Annotated in this window: 17 protein-coding genes and 1 tRNA gene; 5 read left to right on the forward strand and 13 right to left on the reverse strand. The window is 45.6% G+C overall.

The genetic code is table 11. The features are described 5' to 3' along the window. Nucleotides 1-18: 18 nt before the first annotated feature. The 5 genes from FD963_RS05170 to FD963_RS05190 are packed head-to-tail and all read right to left on the reverse strand — an operon-like array spanning nucleotide 19 to nucleotide 6,634. Entirely contained in the window at nucleotides 19-474 is a 456-nt protein-coding gene (locus tag FD963_RS05170; protein WP_215363627.1) for a DUF2147 domain-containing protein, read from the reverse strand. Nucleotides 475-504: 30 nt separating this feature from the next. Beyond that, on the reverse strand, nucleotides 505-1,701 hold the full coding sequence (locus FD963_RS05175; RefSeq protein WP_215363629.1) for an acetyl-CoA C-acyltransferase: 1,197 nt from the start codon (nucleotides 1,699-1,701) through the stop codon (nucleotides 505-507). Nucleotides 1,702-1,718: 17 nt separating this feature from the next. After that, complete coding sequence (locus tag FD963_RS05180; protein ID WP_215363631.1) at nucleotides 1,719-4,160, reverse strand: 3-hydroxyacyl-CoA dehydrogenase/enoyl-CoA hydratase family protein; 2,442 nt, start codon at nucleotides 4,158-4,160, stop codon at nucleotides 1,719-1,721. Between the two features lie 10 nt (nucleotides 4,161-4,170). Further along, a complete protein-coding gene (locus FD963_RS05185; RefSeq protein WP_215363633.1) occupies nucleotides 4,171-5,958 on the reverse strand; it encodes an acyl-CoA dehydrogenase C-terminal domain-containing protein in 1,788 nt (595 codons plus the stop codon). 43 nt (nucleotides 5,959-6,001) lie between these two features. Beyond that, nucleotides 6,002-6,634, reverse strand: coding sequence for a TetR/AcrR family transcriptional regulator (locus FD963_RS05190; RefSeq protein WP_215363635.1), 633 nt, complete (start codon nucleotides 6,632-6,634; stop codon nucleotides 6,002-6,004). Between the two features lie 284 nt (nucleotides 6,635-6,918). Here FD963_RS05190 and FD963_RS05195 point away from each other — a divergent pair, with 284 nt between their 5' ends. From FD963_RS05195 to FD963_RS05205, 3 genes are all read left to right on the forward strand, one after another. Then, nucleotides 6,919-7,731: an outer membrane protein gene (locus tag FD963_RS05195; protein ID WP_215363637.1), complete on the forward strand. Its 813-nt coding sequence runs from the start codon at nucleotides 6,919-6,921 to the stop codon at nucleotides 7,729-7,731. A gap of 100 nt (nucleotides 7,732-7,831) precedes the next feature. Then, entirely contained in the window at nucleotides 7,832-9,508 is a 1,677-nt protein-coding gene (locus FD963_RS05200) for a long-chain-fatty-acid--CoA ligase (RefSeq protein ID WP_215363639.1), read from the forward strand. A 77-nt stretch (nucleotides 9,509-9,585) separates the two neighbouring features. Next, nucleotides 9,586-10,338: a 1-acyl-sn-glycerol-3-phosphate acyltransferase gene (locus FD963_RS05205; protein WP_251367331.1), complete on the forward strand. Its 753-nt coding sequence runs from the start codon at nucleotides 9,586-9,588 to the stop codon at nucleotides 10,336-10,338. 20 nt (nucleotides 10,339-10,358) lie between these two features. Here FD963_RS05205 and FD963_RS05210 read toward each other — a convergent pair whose 3' ends face one another. The 5 genes from FD963_RS05210 to FD963_RS05230 all read right to left on the reverse strand — a co-directional run bounded on the left by FD963_RS05210 (nucleotide 10,359) and on the right by FD963_RS05230 (nucleotide 15,384). Further along, nucleotides 10,359-10,814: a DUF4442 domain-containing protein gene (locus FD963_RS05210; RefSeq protein ID WP_251367332.1), complete on the reverse strand. Its 456-nt coding sequence runs from the start codon at nucleotides 10,812-10,814 to the stop codon at nucleotides 10,359-10,361. A 9-nt stretch (nucleotides 10,815-10,823) separates the two neighbouring features. Beyond that, nucleotides 10,824-12,566, reverse strand: a complete 1,743-nt coding sequence (locus FD963_RS05215; protein WP_215363641.1) for an IlvD/Edd family dehydratase — start codon at nucleotides 12,564-12,566, stop codon at nucleotides 10,824-10,826. 64 nt (nucleotides 12,567-12,630) lie between these two features. Next, nucleotides 12,631-13,494, reverse strand: coding sequence for a transporter (locus FD963_RS05220; protein WP_251367333.1), 864 nt, complete (start codon nucleotides 13,492-13,494; stop codon nucleotides 12,631-12,633). Between the two features lie 18 nt (nucleotides 13,495-13,512). Beyond that, nucleotides 13,513-14,040, reverse strand: a complete 528-nt coding sequence (locus tag FD963_RS05225; protein WP_215363645.1) for a hypothetical protein — start codon at nucleotides 14,038-14,040, stop codon at nucleotides 13,513-13,515. 30 nt (nucleotides 14,041-14,070) lie between these two features. After that, on the reverse strand, nucleotides 14,071-15,384 hold the full coding sequence (locus tag FD963_RS05230) for a U32 family peptidase (RefSeq protein WP_215363647.1): 1,314 nt from the start codon (nucleotides 15,382-15,384) through the stop codon (nucleotides 14,071-14,073). A 234-nt stretch (nucleotides 15,385-15,618) separates the two neighbouring features. On the opposite strand from FD963_RS05230, the gene FD963_RS05235 reads away from it, so the two are divergent. Beyond that, the gene (locus FD963_RS05235) at nucleotides 15,619-16,203 is read left to right on the forward strand and encodes a hypothetical protein (protein ID WP_215363649.1); all 585 of its coding nucleotides are present in this window, start codon (nucleotides 15,619-15,621) and stop codon (nucleotides 16,201-16,203) included. A gap of 65 nt (nucleotides 16,204-16,268) precedes the next feature. Here the strand turns inward: FD963_RS05235 and FD963_RS05240 are convergent. After that, a tRNA-Asn gene (locus FD963_RS05240) sits at nucleotides 16,269-16,344 on the reverse strand. Between the two features lie 21 nt (nucleotides 16,345-16,365). Here FD963_RS05240 and thiD point away from each other — a divergent pair. Further along, entirely contained in the window at nucleotides 16,366-17,250 is an 885-nt protein-coding gene (thiD, locus tag FD963_RS05245) for a bifunctional hydroxymethylpyrimidine kinase/phosphomethylpyrimidine kinase (protein WP_215363652.1), read from the forward strand. 36 nt (nucleotides 17,251-17,286) lie between these two features. Here thiD and thiE read toward each other — a convergent pair whose 3' ends face one another. Together thiE and FD963_RS05255 are read right to left on the reverse strand one after the other, a co-directional pair. Next, nucleotides 17,287-18,213, reverse strand: a complete 927-nt coding sequence (gene thiE / locus FD963_RS05250; protein WP_215363655.1) for a thiamine phosphate synthase — start codon at nucleotides 18,211-18,213, stop codon at nucleotides 17,287-17,289. 27 nt (nucleotides 18,214-18,240) lie between these two features. Then, nucleotides 18,241-19,059, reverse strand: coding sequence for a thiazole synthase (locus FD963_RS05255; RefSeq protein ID WP_215363658.1), 819 nt, complete (start codon nucleotides 19,057-19,059; stop codon nucleotides 18,241-18,243). Nucleotides 19,060-19,063 lie beyond the last annotated feature (4 nt).

Genomic DNA, 19,063 nt, shown 5'->3' on the forward strand with positions numbered 1-19,063 from the left:
ATTTAAGTGATCTGTAGATTACTGTTCAGCTTTGTACCAAACTTGGGTGCGACCTAGTAATGGAACGCCAATATAGCCACGCACATCCATTTTCTTGCCATCTTCAGTCGCAATTTTGACGCGATAGATTTCACCTTCTTCAGGATCCAGAATTCTTCCATCTATCCAAACACCAGGTTTGTCTCGCTTTAGATCAGTCATGATCTTCATCCCGAGGATAGGCTTATCTTTGCGATCATCTTTGCAGAGTAAGCAATACACCAAAGGCTTTTCATTCGGCTTTGGAAAGGTTTTAATAATGGTGCCTTCCAGTTTGCCGTTTACTTCATCGATTTTGATTAAAGAAGAGGGCTCATTGGTTTTGTCATCAATCGTCTTCCAAACTCCAATAGCTGGGTCGGTAGCTTGAGAATATGCATTGCCAGCAAGTAGACCTATAAGGCAGGCTGAAAGGATAATTTGCTTCTTTAACATTCTGAAGTCTCCTAATTTTAATAAGGCTAATTAACAGCGCTCAAATATTCCAGCAGCGCCCATACCTGTACCAACGCACATCGTCACCATGGCGTGCTTAAGATTACGTCTCTGTAGGGCATGAATCGCTGTCGCAGCGCGAATGGCGCCTGTTGCACCCAAAGGATGCCCAAGGGCAATAGCGCTACCTAAAGGATTGACTTTACTTTGATCCAAACCAAGATCTCGAATGACTGCTAAAGACTGGGCTGCAAACGCTTCGTTCAATTCAATCCAATCTAAATCCTGCAAATTGAGCCCAGCCAGCTTTAATGCAGCCGGAATAGCTTCTTTAGGTCCAATGCCCATGATTTCAGGTGGAACACCTTTCACGGCAAAGCTAACAAAGCGCGCCAAAGGGGTGAGGCCAAAGGTCTTGATTGCTTTTTCACTAGCCAAGATAAGTGCGCCAACGCCATCAGAAGTTTGTGAGCTATTGCCAGCGGTAACGCTGCCTCTCGCGGCAAATGGAGACTTGAGTTTCGCCAATCCTTCAAGCGAGGTATCTATGCGCGGACCTTCATCTTTCAAAAATTCACGCCATTGCACATCTACTTGACCTTTGTCTAGATTCATCGAGCGATGGGACACCTTGACAGGAAAGATTTCAGAGTTAAATTCACCGGCAGCTTGTGCAGCCATAGCCTTTTGATGTGAATGGAATGCAAAAGCATCTTGATCCTCGCGACTGATCTTCCATTGTTGCGCCACTTTCTCAGCGGTTAAGCCCATACCGTATGCGATACCAATATTTTCATCACCCATAAAGATTTCTGGAGACATTGATGGTGAATTTCCACCCATCGGTACCATGCTCATGGACTCAATACCACCAGCAATCATCACATCCGCTTCGCCAACCCGAATGCGGTCAGCTGCCATAGCGATAGCATTTAATCCGGAGGAGCAGAAGCGGTTGACGGTAATGCCACCTATAGTATTTGGTAGGCCACCGAGGAGCAAACCTATGCGAGCCACATTCAAACCTTGTTGACCCTCTGGCATTGCGCACCCAATAATGGCATCTTCAATGGCTTTGGGATCCAGGGTAGGGACTTGCGTCAGAATATGTTGCAAGGCATTGCCAAGCAAATCATCTGGCCGAGTATTTTTTAATGCGCCTCGTCCAGATCTGCCAACGGCACTGCGAGTGGCTGCAACGATATAGGCGTCTTGGATATTTTTCATAGTGATATCTCGGTAAATTAGTTTCTAACAGGCTTGCCAGTTTGGAGAATGCCCATAATTCGTTCCATCGATTTAGGGTGACCAATAAGTTCCACAAAAGCCTGACGCTCCAGTTTCAGTAGCCATTCTTCTGTTACCAGTGTTCCTGCATCGACATCGCCACCAGTAATAATCTCAATAATTTTCTTGGCGATGTGCGCATCGTGTTCAGAGATAAAGCCGCCATCGCGCATATTGACTACCTGACCCATCACGGTTGCCGCAACAGAGCGGCCACCAACCGGTATTAAGGTTGGGATTGGTGGTCTGTACCCAGAGTAACGCATTGCCTTGACCTGATTTTGTGCTTGCGCTAATAATTCATAGACGTTAGCAACAATAATGTCACCTTTTTGCAGGTAAGCCATCTTCATTGCTTCTTGGGCCGATGAAGAAACTTTAGCCATTGCCGCATTTTCAAAAGACGCTTTCGTGAAATCTAAATAATTGGTATTACCAGCAAGCGCGACACCCTGTGCAGCCCGAATAGCCGCTTCTTTTAGTCCGCCACCAGCAGGCAATAGACCAACACCAACTTCCACTAAACCGATATAGCTCTCTATAGCGGCAACCCTGCGTGCAGATTGAAGAATCAGTTCACAACCACCTCCTAAAGCAATGCCAGAGATCGCTGAAACTACAGGCACTTGGGAGTATTTGATTTTCATCATCGTGTCTTGAAATTCTTTGACGAATGGCTCAACTCCAGCGGGGCCGCCTTTCATTACCATGGGCATTGCAGCTTCCAAGTTGGCCCCTGCAGAGAAGGGCCCACCAGGTGTACCTAGCTTCAATGAAGTAGGCTGCCAGATCACCAATCCCGCATAATTTGCCTCTGCAATCTCCACCGCTTTTTGTAGACCACTTAATACTTCTGGACTAAAGGTATTCATCTTCGAGCGGAATGAAGCAATTAAGACCTCAGGCTGATTAGCATCTACCCAAGCTCGGAAGTCTGTGTTTTCAAATACAGTGGTGCCCGCTGTTTTAGGATCAGGAGAACCATCTCCTAGCAGTGGTGCTCTAAATACTTGCTTTTGGTATACCGGCAAAGCAGAGCGGGGGATGTATTTATTTTCAGATGCAGACCATGAACCTTCAGGAGTATGGAAAGCTTGCTTATCGCCAACTGGCCCACTAAAGATCCACGCGGGTAAGGGTTCTTTGCTCAGTGTTTTGCCTGCATCAATATCTTCTTTGATCCAGTTTGCTACTCGAGTTACCCCAGCAGCTTGCCAATCCTCAAAAGGACCCAAATTCCAGCCATAACCCCAGCGCATTGCAAAATCGATTTCTCGAGCAGATTGCGCAATATCGCCAAGGTGAATCGCACAGTAGTGGAAGATGTCTCGATAGATGGCCCATAAGAACTGAGCTTGCGGTTCATCGGTTTCACGCAGTAATTCAAGACGTTCAGCAATCGGTTTTTTCAGAATGCGTTCAATTAGCGGTTCAATCGTTGCAGTAGATGGTTTGTATTCACCGGTGCCAGCATCTAATACAAGCACATTCTTCCCGTCCTTGCGATAAAAACCTGCTTTGGTTTTCTGTCCCAGCGCACCTTTTGCAATGAGTTGACTAACAACTTCAGGCGTTTTAAATAGGGCAGAGAAGGAATCGCCTTGTAATGCATTTTCCATAGTCTTGATGACATGGGCCATGGTATCCAAGCCAACCACATCGCTGGTTCTAAAGGTGGCTGACTTAGCACGTCCAAGCTTGCTGCCCGTAATCGCATCAACTTCATCAAAGCCTAGGCCAAACTTTTGCGCCTCTGCAAACACTGCCAGGATCGAGAAAACACCTACACGGTTGCCGATAAAGTTCGGCGTATCTTTAGCGCGCACAACCCCTTTACCCATGGTAGAGGTCATAAAGGTTTCTAGAGCATCCAATACGGCGGGATCAGTATCCGCTGCCGGGATGAGCTCCAGTAAATGCATATATCTAGGTGGATTGAAGAAGTGCACGCCACAGAAGCGCTTTTTCAGATCACCAGAAAAGCCTTTGGCAAGTTCACCAATAGGAAGACCTGAGGTATTGGTAGCAAACAGAGCATGCGCCGGAATATGCGGAGCTACTTTTTCATAGAGTGCGTGCTTCCAATCTAGGCGTTCAGCAATGGCTTCAATGATAAGGTCGCAACCCGCTAAAAGACCTAAGTCCTCCTCATAATTTGCTGGAGTAATTAGATTGGCTTCTGAAGATAAACCCAAAGGGGCCGGCTTTAACTTTTTAAGGCTCTCAATCGCTTTGATGGCAATTGCATTCTTATTATAAGATTTACCATCTTCAGAATTCGTTGGTAAATCAAACAACACTACAGGCAACCCTACATTAATACACTGCGCAGCAATCTGAGCGCCCATCACGCCAGCGCCTAGGATGGCTACTTTCTTAATAATCTTGTTATCACTCATGTTCAGTCTCTCAGAAAAAATCGGCAGGCATAGCCATTAACGATTTAGATCCAGCACGTGCTTGACGGATCAGCATGGCTGTCTCGGGAAGTAGTTTGTCAAAATAGAAGCGGGCAGTAGCAAGCTTTGCTTGATAAAAAGGGTCGTTACTTGATTTATTGGCCAATGCAATCTTTGCCATGCGTGCAAAAAGATAGGAATAAATCAAATGGCCCACAACGCGCAAGTAGGGCACTGCAGCAGCACCCACTTCTTCGTGATTCATCATGGCTTTCATACCAATTTCTTTGGTGAGCTTTTCAACCTTGACAGCGATATCAGAAAGCGGATCGATAAACTCCTGCATTTCCTTGCGAACACCTTCATCTTCAATGAACTGTTCGATGATCTTGCCAAACTTGGTGAGCTTCTTGCCCATATCACCAAGAACTTTTCTACCTAAGAGATCAAGGGATTGAATGGTATTGGTGCCTTCGTAAATCATATTGATACGAGCGTCACGAACATATTGCTCCATACCCCATTCGGCAATATAGCCGTGACCACCAAATACCTGCATACCTTCATTCGTAGCAGTAAATGCGTTATCGGTTAAGAAGGCTTTAATAATTGGGGTGAGTAGGGCAACCATTTCACCTGTTTCTTTGCGAACTTTTTCATCGGGATGGTTGAGTTCTTTATCAATCATGAGGGCTACCCAGTAAGAAAAAGCCCTACCTGCTTCTGCATAAGCTCTCTGAGTTAAGAGCATGCGCCGTACATCAGGATGAACAATGATTGGATCAGCCGCTTTCTCAGGGGCTTTAGCGCCAGTCAAGCTGCGCATCTGCAAACGCTCTTTGGCATAAGCGGCAGAGTTTTGATATGCCACCTCTGTTAAGCCAAGACTTTGCATGCCAACACCCAAACGCGCCGCATTCATCATCACAAACATTGCGTTAAGGCCTTTGTGGGGCTCGCCTACGAGGGTGCCAATAGCGCCATCAAAGTTCATAACGCAAGTAGTATTCCCATGAATACCCATCTTATGCTCAAGGGAGCCACAAGAAACTGCATTGGCTTTGCCAATTGAACCATCGGCTCCAACCTGAAATTTAGGCACTGCAAATAAAGAGATGCCTTTACTTCCAATTGGAGAGTCCGGTAGTCGTGCTAAAACAAGATGAACAATGTTCTCAGCTAAATCATGATCACCGCTAGAGATAAAAATCTTGGTTCCGTTAATAGCATATGTACCGTCTGCTTGTGGTTCGGCTTTAGTCTTTAGCAAACCCAGATCAGTGCCGCAATGAGGCTCAGTCAAGCACATGGTTCCAGTCCACTGACCGGATACCAATTTTTCTAGGTAAGTTTTTTTCTGTTCTTCAGTGCCATGTGCATGTAAGCACTCATAGGCGCCATGCGATAGGCCTGGATACATTGTCCAAGATTGATTGGCAGAATTTAAAGTCTCATATAGAACGGTATTAAGTAATTGGGGCAATCCTTGGCCACCATATGCGGGATCGCATGATAAAGCAGGCCATCCACCAGCAACATACTGCTCATAAGCCTGCTTAAAGCCAGCAGGAGTCGTGACAGACCCATCCTCATGTCGCGAACAACCTTGTTGATCACCAATTTGATTTAAAGGGAAAGCGATCCCACTGGCAAACTTGCCGGCCTCTTCAATGATCTGATTCATAGTGTCTTTATCAACGTCCTGATATGCAGGCAGAGCAGCAAACTCTTTGCCGGCATCAAGCATTTCATGAATAACGAATTGAATATCGCGGAGGGGTGGATTGTATTGAGGCATATTTATTTATCTTATTAAATTGAACTTAAGAACTTCTGACGAGCTACCTACTTGCTTTATTTGCTGCAAAAATTTCTTTGATTAGCTTATTTGCTATGACAAGGCATTTAGGATTTTCTAAAAAACGTGAATCATGGTGAACGCCTAGTGCAATGCTGTAAAGCCTAAAAAGTAAAGCTTGGGCATCCACAGATTTTTTTAGATGCCCCTCAGAAATTGCTTCTTTAATGGCTCTCAGAAGGGCAGAGCGCCAAATTTCAACGCTTCGTAGCAGTTCGTCACGAACAATGCCGGGGCAATCATCGAATTCAGCGGCTCCAGAAATAAAGAAACAGCTAGAGGTATCACCGCCGCTACTCATTTTGAGCCAAGAGCTAATCATTTGGTTAAGTCTGGGCAAGCCCTTTGGTTTTAAGAGTGCGGGGGCGAATACGACTTCCTGAAATTTTTGATGGTATGCGCAAACAACTTCAACCTGCAGCTCCTCACGAGAACCAAAATGAGCAAACACTCCACTTTTACTCATCTTTACCACTTCAGCTATGTTTCCAATGGTTAGGCCTTCAAGACCTGACCTGCTAGCAATTTCAAGCGCTGCACCCAAAATTAAAGTCTTGGTAGCCGACCCTTTGGTTGGCTCGTCTGTAACCTTCAAATTAACCCTTGTTTGATTCATGGGATTCTAAATAATCTTGTTTTGTTGTAAAAATAATACGATCGTTCGTTTATATTACATGAATTTTTTTTAATACTACTCTCACAAAAAATAACTAACCCCTGCGTGAAGTCCATACCAATAGGGTCTCAATGCAATAAATTCGTTTTTGCATTGCAATAAATGTTGCGTTGCAAAATAAGCCTCGGGAAAACCCGGGCTATATATTGAAATAAATTTCTATAGAGTTGCTGCAGTGGTGCAAGATTTAAATAACAATTAATTGAAATAAAAAGGGAAGACACATGAAGAAATTACAAATCAGCGCAATCGCTTTTGCAATGACAAGCGTTGTAGCAGGTTCAGCTATGGCGCAATCGTCCAAGACGAATGCATGGGAAGGTGCTTATGGACAAGTAGGCGTTGGTTTTGGTGTCTTCACTCCTAAAATAGGTAGCGGTACGGCTGTTACTCAAAATACTGCAGTAGCACCGGCTGGTATTCCTGGTGTTCCTGCTGGCACTCCTCTAACTGCCTTGGGCTATCCAGCCTACGTATCTCAGGGAGCTTCGGCTAGCAATGTTAATAATGTTAATACAGGGATTGCTAACTTAGCTGCTGGTTATAACTTTGGCATTAATGAAACTTGGATTTTGGGAGTTGGTGCAACATACTATCCGGGCGCAAGCTCTTCCGCTACGGGGCAGCTTAGCGTTGCAAATACAACAATTAGCGGGGCTCTTGGAACGCTACCTGTCAGTGGTGGAAGTAGTACGGCAACATATAACGTAAAAAACCTTTACAGTGTTGTATTCACACCAGGCTATGCTTTTGATAAGAATCGTTTAGCTTATGCGAAGCTCGGATACACTGGTGCCACCATTGGTTTGTCCGGTCCAACTCTTGCGTACCAATCAACCAACTTAACTGGCTACACCTTAGGTCTTGGCTATAAACAGATGTTTACCGAGTCCTTATATGCTTTTGGTGAGGTTAACTATGCTTCTTATGGTACAAAAAACTTAACGGCAACACTCACTACCGGTACTCAACTTCAAGGGATGACTATTAGCGGCACTGGCACTGATATTCTGGTTGGTGTTGGCTATCGCTTCTAATGCTTTAACTGTTTGACAAAGAGCCCTCTATTTGAGGGCTTTTTAATTCCTTTTTGTTTTTGCATCAACATTAAATCACAGTAGAAACCACATATCTCATATGACTAACCCCAGTAAGCCATGGCTAAAACACTATCCTGAGGGCGTTCCTCACGAAGTCGATATCACTGGCTATAACTCCTTGCTGGATATGTTCGAGGAATCCTTTGAACGCTATCCGAATAGACGTGCCTGCGAGTATCTCGATAAGTTTTTAACTTACCGAGAGCTTGATCAGCACTCCAAACACTTTGCCTCTTACTTACAAAACCTTGGTCTAGTGCCTGGTGCTCGGGTTGCAATCATGTTGCCTAACGTGTTGCAGTTTCAGATTGCGATGATCGGTATTCTTCGTGCTGGATTCGTAGTGGTCAACGTTAATCCGCTCTATACCGCCCGTGAGTTGGAGTATCAGCTTAAAGACAGCGGTGCTTCAGCTTTAATCATCTTAGAAAACTTTGCACATGTTTATCAGCACATCGCTGCTGACGTGCCATTGAAAAAGACTATCGTGACTTCTCTTGGAGAGATGATTGGACTTAAGGGTGCGATAGTCAATTTTGTAGTACGCAATGTAAAAAAACTCGTGCCTGCATGGGATCTACCTAACCATATTACTTTTTTGGCTGCTTTAGGTGAGGGTAGTCGTCAGCGCTGGAATAAGCCGAATACTTCTTTAAGTGACATTGCCTTTTTGCAATATACAGGTGGCACTACGGGGTTATCTAAAGGCGCGATTCTTTTACATAGCAATATTTTGTCTAATGTTATTCAGACAGAGTTGTGGTTAGAGCCAGGATTAAAGCGTAAAAAAGTGGATCAATTGGTTTTCTTATGTGCGTTACCGATGTACCACATCTTTGCTTTAACAGCCTGTTCCGTATTGGGAATGCGCAAAGGTGGTCTGTTAGTTTTGGTTCCTAATCCACGTGATTTTGATGGATTCATAAAACTATTGAAGAAGCATCCAAATATCAATATTTTCCCTGGTGTTAATACTCTCTTTAATGCACTGATGCACAAACCAGAATTTGCCTCTGTGAAGTTCCCTAATATTTTGGCCACTATTGGTGGTGGCATGGCAATGCAAAAGGTAGTTGCTGATCATTGGCAAGAAATGACTGGTGCTCCTATTGCCGAAGGCTATGGCCTTTCAGAAACCTCACCAGTTGCTTGCGTTAACTCTGCTTTAATCGAAAGCTTTACTGGCTATATTGGCTTTCCTGTTCCAAGCACTGAAGTTGTAATCCTGGGTGACGACGGCATTGAGGTGCCTTTTGGTACTCCTGGTGAAATTTGCATCCGGGGGCCTCAGGTAATGGCGGGTTACTGGAATAAGCCTGAAGAAACTAAGAATGTCATGACATCTGATGGCTTCTTTAAATCGGGCGATATTGGCATCATGAATGCCGATGGTCTCACTAAGATTGTGGACCGCAAAAAAGATATGGTTCTGGTTTCTGGATTTAATGTCTATCCAAATGAAGTGGAAGAAGTCCTGTCTTTGATTCCAGGTGTCTTGGAGTGTGCAGTCATTGGTGTGCCCGATGAAGACTCTGGTGAGGCTGTCAAAGCTTTCGTTGTAAAGCAAGATCAGTCCCTAACAGAAGAAGCTATCTTGGCATTCTGCAAAGAGAACCTCACTAACTATAAGCGCCCAAAGCACATCGTTTTCCGCAATGATTTACCAAAAACCAATGTTGGAAAAATCCTAAGACGTGAATTAAGGGGTTTATGAGCATTGCCAAGGGTCATTTCGTAAAGGCCAATCATTTAAAATAAGTTTTTTTGCGCTTTATTAGTAAAAATATTATCGTGATTCTTTGGCTGCGTTCCTTTCTATTCTATTTATTTGGTTTCACAACCGTCACCATTGTTGCTAGCGCAATTATTCTGGCCATTCCCTTTACAAGTCGAAACACGCGTTACCAGATGGGAGTATTTTGGTGCCGTTTAACCCAAAAAGCACTCTTATTTTTCTGTGGAATAGATCTAAAGATAAAGGGCTTTGAGAATATCCCCCAAGATCCTAATAAGGCATTAATTATTTTGGGAAAGCATCAATCTGCATGGGAAACCTTTATCTACCCAGCCTTCTTCCCAAGACAACTTTGCTTTGTATTCAAAAGAGAATTATTGTTTGTGCCTTTTTTTGGTTGGGCTTTAGCCTCGTTAAAAATGATTCATATCAATCGGGGCGATCGTGAGAGGGCTAGGGAAGCGGTCAACGAGCAGGGCAAAATAGTTTTATCGGAGGGGAATTGGATTGCGATTTATCCAGAGGGTACGCGAACCGCACGTGGATCATTTAAGCCTTACAGAAAAGGCGGTGTGCGCCTTGCCATTAGTACAAATACAGACATTCTTCCGGTGGCGCAGAACTCTGCTGCCATTTGGCCCAGAAACACCTTCTTAAAGCGCCCTGGCGTGATCACGCTTGCCATTGGGCCTGTGATTTCTGTTGCAGGAAAAACGGAAGAGCAGCTGCAGCTTGAGGTGGAAGCCTGGATTGAAGGCGAGATGCGTATTATTGATGCGCCCGCTTATACAAAGCAATCAGTCGATTAGTAAAAAGCTAACAACACGCCTTAGCTTTTCTTCATCTTCTTTCGTATATACAAGGTCTTGGTGATGCGTGCCACTACATCATCTTCTTGATCTTTTACGTCGACTACAAAGTCCCTTAAGACCTTATCTCCAGGCTCTGCGGCAGTAACAATTTCATCCAATTGGTCCTGAGTAATTTCAAAACTAGCATGAACTTTCCCTTTGCCCGGCTTCAGAAATTCAATCTTGGCCGCCTGGTCCCAAATAATGTAACCCTTACCTAAATTCTGAGACACCATCATCATGAAGAATGGATCAGTCATTGCAAAGAGACTGCCTCCAAAATGAACCCCAACAATATTGCGGTTCAATAGACCGTGCTTAAGACGTACCTTAGCATGACGAAAGTCTTTGGCAATATGTTCAACCGTAATGCCGGCACCCAGAAATGGTGGCCATAGATTCATGCCCCTACGCAAGAGATTGGCGTTAATCATTGAAAAATTTTATTTGGATGAGGGGGTTTTGCCGACCATCTTTGCTGCTCTTAAGAAGTCAAAGTCCACACCTTGGTCTGCTTGAGTCACGGTATCCAAGAAGAGCTTTTTATAACCGCGTTCAGCAGTTGGAGAAGTAATCGGATTGTCTTTCATGCGCTGAGCCAGTTCTTCATCGGAAATTAAGAGGCTAATCTCTCGATTCTTCACGCTCAAACGAATGCGATCACCGTTACGTACCTGCGCTAATGGACCGCCAATAGCGGATTCAGGGGTAACGTGCAGCACAATCGTACCAAAGGCAGTGCCGCTCATACGTCCATCAGAGATGCGGACAATATCTTTGACGCCAGCGCGGGCTAATTTCATCGGAATGGGGATATAGCCAGCCTCTGGCATACCAGGAGCACCTTTAGGCCCAATATTTTTGAGTACCAAAATGTCATCAGCAGTGACATCTAAGTCTGGGCTATCGATACGGTTAGCTAAATCTGCAGCATCTTCAAATACTACGGCACGACCTTCATGCTCCATCAGCTTTTCATTAGCAGCAGACTGTTTAATGATGGCGCCACCAGGCGCTAGATTGCCGTGCAAGACAGCAATACTGCCGCGTGGGTAAATTGGTTTATCAAATGGACGTACTACATCTTGTTTAAAGCTTGGCGCAGCAGCGTCAATCTCTTCACCAAGAGTTCTGCCGGAAACAGTCATCGCATCAAGCTTCAAGAGAGGCTTCAGTTCACGAAACAAGGTGGTCATGCCACCGGCGTCATGGAAGTTCTCCATATAGTGATCACCTGAGGGCTTGAGATCAACCAAAACAGGGGTCTCATCACCCATCTTATCAAGCGCATCTAAATCAATCTCGAGGCCCATGCGGCCAGCAATGGCTGCTAAGTGAACAATGCCATTGGTTGATCCACCAATCGCTAGCAAAACACGCATGGCATTTTCAAAGGCATCGGCTGTGAGTACTTTGTCAATCGTTAGGCCTTCTTTTGCCATCTTCACAGCACAAGTACCGGTTTCTTCGGCTACGCGGATGCGGTCTGCAGTGACTGCTGGAGGAGTTGCCCCACCAGGAACCGTCATACCCAGCGCCTCAGAGATACAGGCCATGGTGCTTGCAGTGCCCATGACTGAACACGTACCTACGCTCGCAACCAGTTGATCATTCACTTCATCTTTTTCAACTTCATCAATTTCACCGGCGCGGAACTTGCCCCAGTAACGGCGGCAGTCTGTACAGGCGCCAACACGTTCACTGCGATGTGAGCCGGTGAGCATGGAGCCGGTAATGAGTTGAATAGCTGGAATACCAGCAGAAGCAGCGCCCATCATTTGCGCGGGAACGGTTTTATCGCAACCACCAATCATGACGACTGCATCCATTGGCTGTGCGCGCAACATTTCTTCGGTGTCCATAGACATCAAGTTACGCAAGTACATACTGGTAGGCGCAGCAAAACTCTCATGAATGGAGATCGTTGGAAATTCCATTGGCAAACCACCGGCTAGCATTACGCCGCGCTTTACCGCTTCCAAGAGCTGGGGCATATTGCCATGGCAGGGGTTGTACGCACTACCGGTATTGATAATGCCAATCACAGGGCGATCTAAAGCGCTATTGGTATACCCAGCGCCCTTAATAAACGCTTTGCGTAAAAATAAAGAGAAGCCTTTGTCGCCATAGCTAGTTAAGCCTTTGCGTAAACCGCTCTCTGTAGGATCTTTTGGTTTATTGCTCATGATTGTCTCGTATCTCTTTTTAATGTTCTTTGGCTTTATTGTAGCGATGGAATAGCCTCTTTACCTACAGCCCGCCACCCCAGCGGTACTGCCAAGAAATCCCCAGCGCGGTGTAATCGGTATTGGTGTTGGAGTAGACGCCTTTGCTGCCAGTGAGACGGATCGAATTGTGCTTATTGATAGGGTAAGAAAAAGTACTGCCAAAACGCCAGTTTTCTTGTGAGCCACTAATTGCGGTTCCGTTGACATATTTTTGACCGCCCATGAAGTAGGTCGCATCGGCAGAAATATAGGCCGTATTCTCAAAGTAATAGATTGCATGGGCTTCCGAGGAATAGATGGGATTTTGAGAGAGCGTATTACTTCCCAGAAAACTAGTGTTGTTGGTGTAGATGGTAGCCATGCCTGCCAATTCCAAACGCCATGATCCGATTGCCTGAGAGGCTCCGATGGCGGGCTGAATAAGGGAGCGATTGGCGCCCACATTGAGCATTTGCTCGCTGTTGTACTTGCCCCATGGGATTGATGCGGCAAGACTGGTACCAATAATTAAGTCCTGCTGGTAATTCTTAAATTCGTCTAGCGAGAGTGCTGGAGCACCATACAGATTGGCAGAGATCTTGACAACGGGATCGGACAAGCCTTCCGCAGATGCATTGATATTTTGAGGGCCAAGACTCCCGGCACCAGAAAGTTGAGCATAGGGTAATAACAAGCTGATTCTGCCGGACTGTCCGAAGACATCAATGATGCGGGTCAGATTTACCGCCTCTGTAGTGAGGGTGTATGAACCACTTTTAGCTTGAGCAATGCCGCCAGTAACAAAGTTGATGCCTATAGGTGCATTGGAATACGCGCGAGCTTCAATTTCTTGAGCAGAAGCCTGTTGGCACAAAAACGCCAATAGGCAAAGCCAAAAAATTCTCACGCAATACAAGTAAGACAATTATTTTTTGGAGCCAAATAGGACGGCAAGTGTTTCAGTATTTCCAACAACCTTATTGAACCCAACAAAAATCAAGTAAGGCCAAACAATTAACCAATACACAATCGACATGGCCAATACCCTTAATGGATCACCGCTTCCAAAAGCTGCCATGGAGGTAATAAACTCTTTTCCATGTATCAGGCCATCGACTCCGGCTTCAATATAGTTCAGGGCAATAATGACAACAATGTAAACGATAGACTCAACAAATAGAGGGCCAACAATTCCATGTTCTTTATCGACCTTGATTGGATAGGCGGCCTGAGCAATCAGCATAAATTTTGCCGATAAGCCTGCTTTGATTAATGCAAAGCCAAAGAGGGTCAGGGGGATAGGGCGCTCTTCTAAAGCGGTTGTAGCCATAAAGGTAATAGCGCAGAACCAAATGCCGAAGTAAAGCGTTAGAGCAAGCGCTTTCCTCATTTCATCTTCCAACTTTAATTTCAAGCCGGGTTTGTTTGGGGAGTTCTTAGCGCTGTTAGTCATGGAAATCTTAAATGAGAAAAATAGGGTGTATTAATCGCCGCAAGTGGAGCAAGCGCTAGAAGTAGCCACCTCAGCTGGTGCAGGTTCTTGTGTATAGCGAGCAATAAAGGCATGTGTTGTGGCCATTGGTATTTTTAGCCAAACAAAGTGACCCGATCCAGGGGCTACATCAATTGATTCGCCCTTCATATTCCACATCTCAGTCAATACAACATCCGTGTTTCCATTTGGCTCGATGATTTCTATTTTGTCGCCAATAGAAAAACGATTCTTAACATCTACCTTCACTCGGCCGTTAGCAGGGTCAATCTCCAGTGTTTCACCAACATACAAGCTACGCCCCGATAAGGAGTGGCCACGCATATAGAGTTGATACTCTTTGTCATGGTGACGCTCATAAAAGCCATCGGTATAACCACGGTTGGCTAAACCTTCTAATTGACCTAATAATGCAGTATTAAATGGTTTGCCAGCTACAGCATCATTAATTGCCGCTCTATAGGATTGCACAGTACGAGAAACGTAATAAGGTGATTTGGTACGACCTTCAATTTTGAAAGAGTCAACCCCCATCTTAGTTAGGCGCTCAATATGTTCAACAGCTCGCAGATCTTTTGAGTTCATGATGTAGGTGCCATGCTCATCTTCTTCCATTGGCATCAAGTCATCAGGGCGACGTGCTTCCTGAAGTAGTACAACATCACCACTCGTATTTTGTTGACCAGGCTTTACTTTGTAATCCCAGCGGCAAGCATTGGTACAGGCGCCTTGATTAGAGTCGCGATGGGACATATAGCCCGATAACAAGCAGCGACCTGAGTAGGCAATACAGAGAGCGCCATGAACAAATACCTCAAGTTCCATCTCTGGACAGTCTTGACGTACTTCTTCAATTTCATCAAAGGAAAGTTCGCGAGACAAAATCACGCGACTAATACCAACCGAGCGCCAGAATTTAGCAGAAGCACCATTCACGGTATTGGCCTGAACGGATAAATGAATTGGCATGTCTGGCCATGCTTCACGAGCCATCATGATGAGGCCGGGATCGGACATGATTAAAGCATCCGGCTTTAATGCAATGACTGGATCCATGTCTTTAATGTAAGTACGCGTCTTACCACCATGAGGCAGTAAGTTAGAAACTAGATAAAACTTCTTACCCATTTCATGGGCGGTATCGATGCCTTGCTTGAGAACCTCAATCTTGCCAAAGTCGTTATTACGAACCCTTAGTGAATAGCGAGGCTGTCCGGCGTAAATGGCATCTGCGCCAAAATCAAAGGCAGTACGCAGCATGGAAAGGCTGCCGGCTGGAGCGAGAAGTTCAGGAATCTTAGTCATCTGCCTATTTTAGTGAATACGGCCGAACTTGTTTGATTTGCCCCATGACTCAGTCCTGGGGCCTGCTAGAACTGGGTTTGCGTAGGCCTGACAGGTAGGCAGCTATCTAATGAAGAGTATCCTACGGGGGATGTGGAGAGCAGTGTCAAGATGAACGGGGAGCCTTCCCTTTGACTTTTCACCCTAAATTGAAGGCGCTTACTAAAAAAGTAGAACGAATCCAGAAAGAATGCAATGTCAAAACTCACATCCAAACCCATCCTAAAAAAAGCCAGCGGTATTTTGGCTCAAGAGTTTGCAATACCTAAAGATATTGCCTGGGCATGGGTGACTTTGCTGCTCTCACAAGAAGAGCAAAAGCGCGATAGCGAAGAAAAGCGTTATAGCCGCATTGCTGAATTTGAAGCTTGGATTTTGGGCCTAAGCCTACCAACTGATCCAAAGAATCCTGAGAGCGGTGCAGTGAGTCCAGAGGCGGTTAAAAATTCCGCCAGAAATGTCTTTGAGTGGCCTCATGAGTACATCTTCGAAGAGCCAGCAGCGCCAAACCATATGGATGTTAAGGTTACCTATGGCGATACGATCACCAAACCCATTTTGGATGCAATCAAAGATGCTGGTGGATCCGATGATCGAGCAGCATTGATCGCCATCTTAGAGGGCTATGCAAAGGAAGGTAAAGAGCCGTTCGCTAATATCACCCCAGAAGGCATCGAATGGAAAGGCAGCGCCTGGAAGGAAGGCGATAAATATAATCTTCTGACATTGAAGTCTCTCCATAATCGCCTATCCAACTTGCGCAAGAAGGGCTTGGTCTAAGAGATCAACTTAATCAGTCTGGATAAAGAAAAAGCCCCTAGATTTCTCTAGGGGCTTTACTTATTTGGCTCCTCGACCTGGGCTCGAACCAGGGACCTACGGATTAACAGTCCGGCGCTCTACCGACTGAGCTATCGAGGAATAAGCCGATATTATAGCAAGATGAAATCACTTCTTCCCACTTCTGTGCAGATCCCCAAAGTACTGACCATTGCTGGGTCCGATAGCGGCGGTGGGGCGGGGCTCCAGGCCGACCTCAAGGTCATCACCGCCCTTGGTGGCTATGGCATGTCAGTCATAACTGCAATTACCGCCCAAAATACCTTGGGCGTTACGCGTATTCAGGATGTAGATCTTGACGTGGTTGAAGCCCAGATTGACGCAGTTTTAATGGATATTGGCGCTGATATTGTCAAAATAGGCATGTTAGCGAGCCCAGAAATAGTCCGCACAGTTGCTAAATCTTTACGCAAACATAGTGTTAAACGCATTGTTTTAGATCCTGTTTTGCGCGCAACCTCCGGAGCAAGCTTAGGCGGTGACGATACGGCCCAAGCCATGATCTCTGAATTATTCCCAATAGCATCACTCGTAACGCCGAATTTAGATGAAGCCTCTTTACTGTTGGGTCGTGAAATTAGCGGCCCCAATGATTTCAAATTAGCTGCAGAAGAGTTATTGGATATGGGGCCACAAGCAGTCCTCATTAAAGGTGGGCATTTAGATAGTACGCACACCCAAATTACTGACTACTTAATGTGGCGCACTATGGAGGACGGTCTTGAGGTTGTGCAATCAAAAGAATTCAAGCACTATCGCGTTAATACAGTGAACACGCACGGTACCGGTTGTTCTTTAGCTTCTGCAATTGCTACTTATCTAGCCGATGGTCATGATCTAGCTCATGCCGTTGCTAAGGCGATTGCCTATGTAGAGGCAGGCCTAGAGGCGGGGCGCTTCTTAAGTGTTGGCGAAGGTCCAGGGCCGCTATGGCACATGCATGATTTTTATCCAACTTCATTGCTCGAAGAAAAAGGCAATTACTGAGCTGATCTAGCCTAATTTTGGCCAACAGCTAGTAAATCACGCCCGCATTAATTCTTGTAAGTGCTTGACCGCTGCCTTAGGGTCTTTGGCTTGTGTAATGGCTCTCACAACGGCAACTGAACCAACACCACTTTTTGCTACCGCATGAATGCTATCTTGATCAATGCCGCCAATAGCTACCAGTGGGTAGTTGCTCATGAGCTGAGCATATCGATATAAGCGACCCAGTCCTTGCGGCGCTGTTGGCATTTTCTTTAAATTTGTTGGAAAGACTGCGCCCATGGCAATGTAGCTTGGGCAAAAACGATCTGCATAAGCCAGCTCTGCATAGCCATGAGTACTCAATCCTAGTCTTAAGCCTGCGCCCCGAATTTCTTCCAAGTTTGCATCTTCTAAATCCTCTTGACCTAAATGCACGCCATAGGCGCCGGCATCAATTGCTTCTTGCCAATAATCATTGATGAAGAGCAAGGTCTTGCTATCTTTGACTGCTGCAACAGATTCTTTAATCTGTTTTCGGATTTTGGATTTTTCATCCGACTTAAAGCGTAGTTGTACTGTCGGTAATTCAGCATCAACCATGCGTTTTACCCAATCAGCATCGGGCATAACGCCATACAAGCCCAAGCGTTTTGGACATTCTTTAAAAGCATTGGGATTCATATTGCGAGTCCAAGGCAATAAATCAAAATGCTCTGGTCTGCTAGGCCATTTAAAGGGATTGAAGCCGCCATCTTGCAATGTCATGCGTGACCAAGCCTTACCCAGGATTTTGGCATCAGATTCAATAAAGCCCATATCAATGGCCGCTAATGCACCGGCTAATTCGTAATGATCGACAGCCGCTTCGTTATCAATGAGTGGGGGCGGGGAGTTTAGGCTAAAGGCTGGAATCGGAATACATAAATCTTCATTGCTATGCGCAGCAACGATTTGATCAGCAAGGTCACGAATTAGGCTCATGAGTTCAGTGTACTTAACTTAGCGTCACTACGATTGGTGCCAAAACGGAGTACCCACTAAAGGAGTGCTTGCTTGGGCAGACTCTTGTGGCTTCATGGCGCCGGATAAGTAGGCTGCACGACCTGCATCAACCGCCATAGCAAAGGCTTTGGCCATCACTACAGGATCATCCGCTAAGGCTACTGCGGTATTGAGTAGTACACCATCAAATCCCCATTCCATAACGGTGCAAGCATGTGAAGGCAGCCCTAGGCCGGCATCCACCAAGAGCGGAACCTTCAGACGATCACGCAAGAGTTTCATGGCATACGGATTTAATGGGCCTTGTCCAGTGCCAATTGGGGCCGCCCAAGGCATGACTGCTTGGCAACCCACATCAACCAGACGTTGGCACAAAATGAGATCCTCCGTGCAATACGGCAGAACCTTAAAGCCATCTTTAATGAGAGTCTCTGCTGTCTGCACTAAGCGTAAGACATCAGGTTGCAAAGTGTAATCATCGCCAATGAGCTCTAACTTGATCCAATCGGTTTCAAACACTTCGCGCGCCATTTGCGCGGTTGTAATGACTTCTTGTGGACTATGACAACCAGCAGTATTTGGTAAAACGGGAACTGCCATCTTTTTGAGTAAATCCCAAAAGCCGCTATGCGCTTCAGTGGTTGATGTTCCCTGGCGGCGCAAGCTCACAGTAATCATGCCAGGATTAGACGCTTGTACCGAGTTCTCTAGCACCTGTGGAGAAGGGTAGCGTGAGGTACCCAATAGTAAACGACTCGCAAAGCTCTCGCCATATAAGACGAGTGTGTCTGCGCTATTGAGCTTATTAGGTAAAGGAGCGTTCATATCA

Origin of the sequence: Polynucleobacter sp. JS-JIR-II-50, assembly GCF_018687895.1 — a bacterium.
Classification (GTDB): domain Bacteria; phylum Pseudomonadota; class Gammaproteobacteria; order Burkholderiales; family Burkholderiaceae; genus Polynucleobacter.

What these genes read in the sequence shown, in the direction of transcription:
- FD963_RS05175 (WP_215363629.1), bottom strand. Translation starts at nt 1,701, where the DNA reads ATGAAAAATATCCAAGACGCCTATATCGTTGCAGCCACTCGCAGTGCC.
- FD963_RS05190 (WP_215363635.1), bottom strand. Translation starts at nt 6,634, where the DNA reads ATGAATCAAACAAGGGTTAATTTGAAGGTTACAGACGAGCCAACCAAA.
- FD963_RS05195 (WP_215363637.1), top strand. Translation starts at nt 6,919, where the DNA reads ATGAAGAAATTACAAATCAGCGCAATCGCTTTTGCAATGACAAGCGTT.
- FD963_RS05255 (WP_215363658.1), bottom strand. Translation starts at nt 19,059, where the DNA reads ATGAACGCTCCTTTACCTAATAAGCTCAATAGCGCAGACACACTCGTC.
- FD963_RS05185 (WP_215363633.1), bottom strand. Translation starts at nt 5,958, where the DNA reads ATGCCTCAATACAATCCACCCCTCCGCGATATTCAATTCGTTATTCAT.
- FD963_RS05210 (WP_251367332.1), bottom strand. Translation starts at nt 10,814, where the DNA reads ATGATTAACGCCAATCTCTTGCGTAGGGGCATGAATCTATGGCCACCA.
- FD963_RS05215 (WP_215363641.1), bottom strand. Translation starts at nt 12,566, where the DNA reads ATGAGCAATAAACCAAAAGATCCTACAGAGAGCGGTTTACGCAAAGGC.
- FD963_RS05180 (WP_215363631.1), bottom strand. Translation starts at nt 4,160, where the DNA reads ATGAGTGATAACAAGATTATTAAGAAAGTAGCCATCCTAGGCGCTGGC.
- FD963_RS05200 (WP_215363639.1), top strand. Translation starts at nt 7,832, where the DNA reads ATGACTAACCCCAGTAAGCCATGGCTAAAACACTATCCTGAGGGCGTT.
- thiD (WP_215363652.1), top strand. Translation starts at nt 16,366, where the DNA reads ATGAAATCACTTCTTCCCACTTCTGTGCAGATCCCCAAAGTACTGACC.
- FD963_RS05235 (WP_215363649.1), top strand. Translation starts at nt 15,619, where the DNA reads ATGTCAAAACTCACATCCAAACCCATCCTAAAAAAAGCCAGCGGTATT.
- thiE (WP_215363655.1), bottom strand. Translation starts at nt 18,213, where the DNA reads ATGAGCCTAATTCGTGACCTTGCTGATCAAATCGTTGCTGCGCATAGC.
- FD963_RS05170 (WP_215363627.1), bottom strand. Translation starts at nt 474, where the DNA reads ATGTTAAAGAAGCAAATTATCCTTTCAGCCTGCCTTATAGGTCTACTT.
- FD963_RS05230 (WP_215363647.1), bottom strand. Translation starts at nt 15,384, where the DNA reads ATGACTAAGATTCCTGAACTTCTCGCTCCAGCCGGCAGCCTTTCCATG.
- FD963_RS05225 (WP_215363645.1), bottom strand. Translation starts at nt 14,040, where the DNA reads ATGACTAACAGCGCTAAGAACTCCCCAAACAAACCCGGCTTGAAATTA.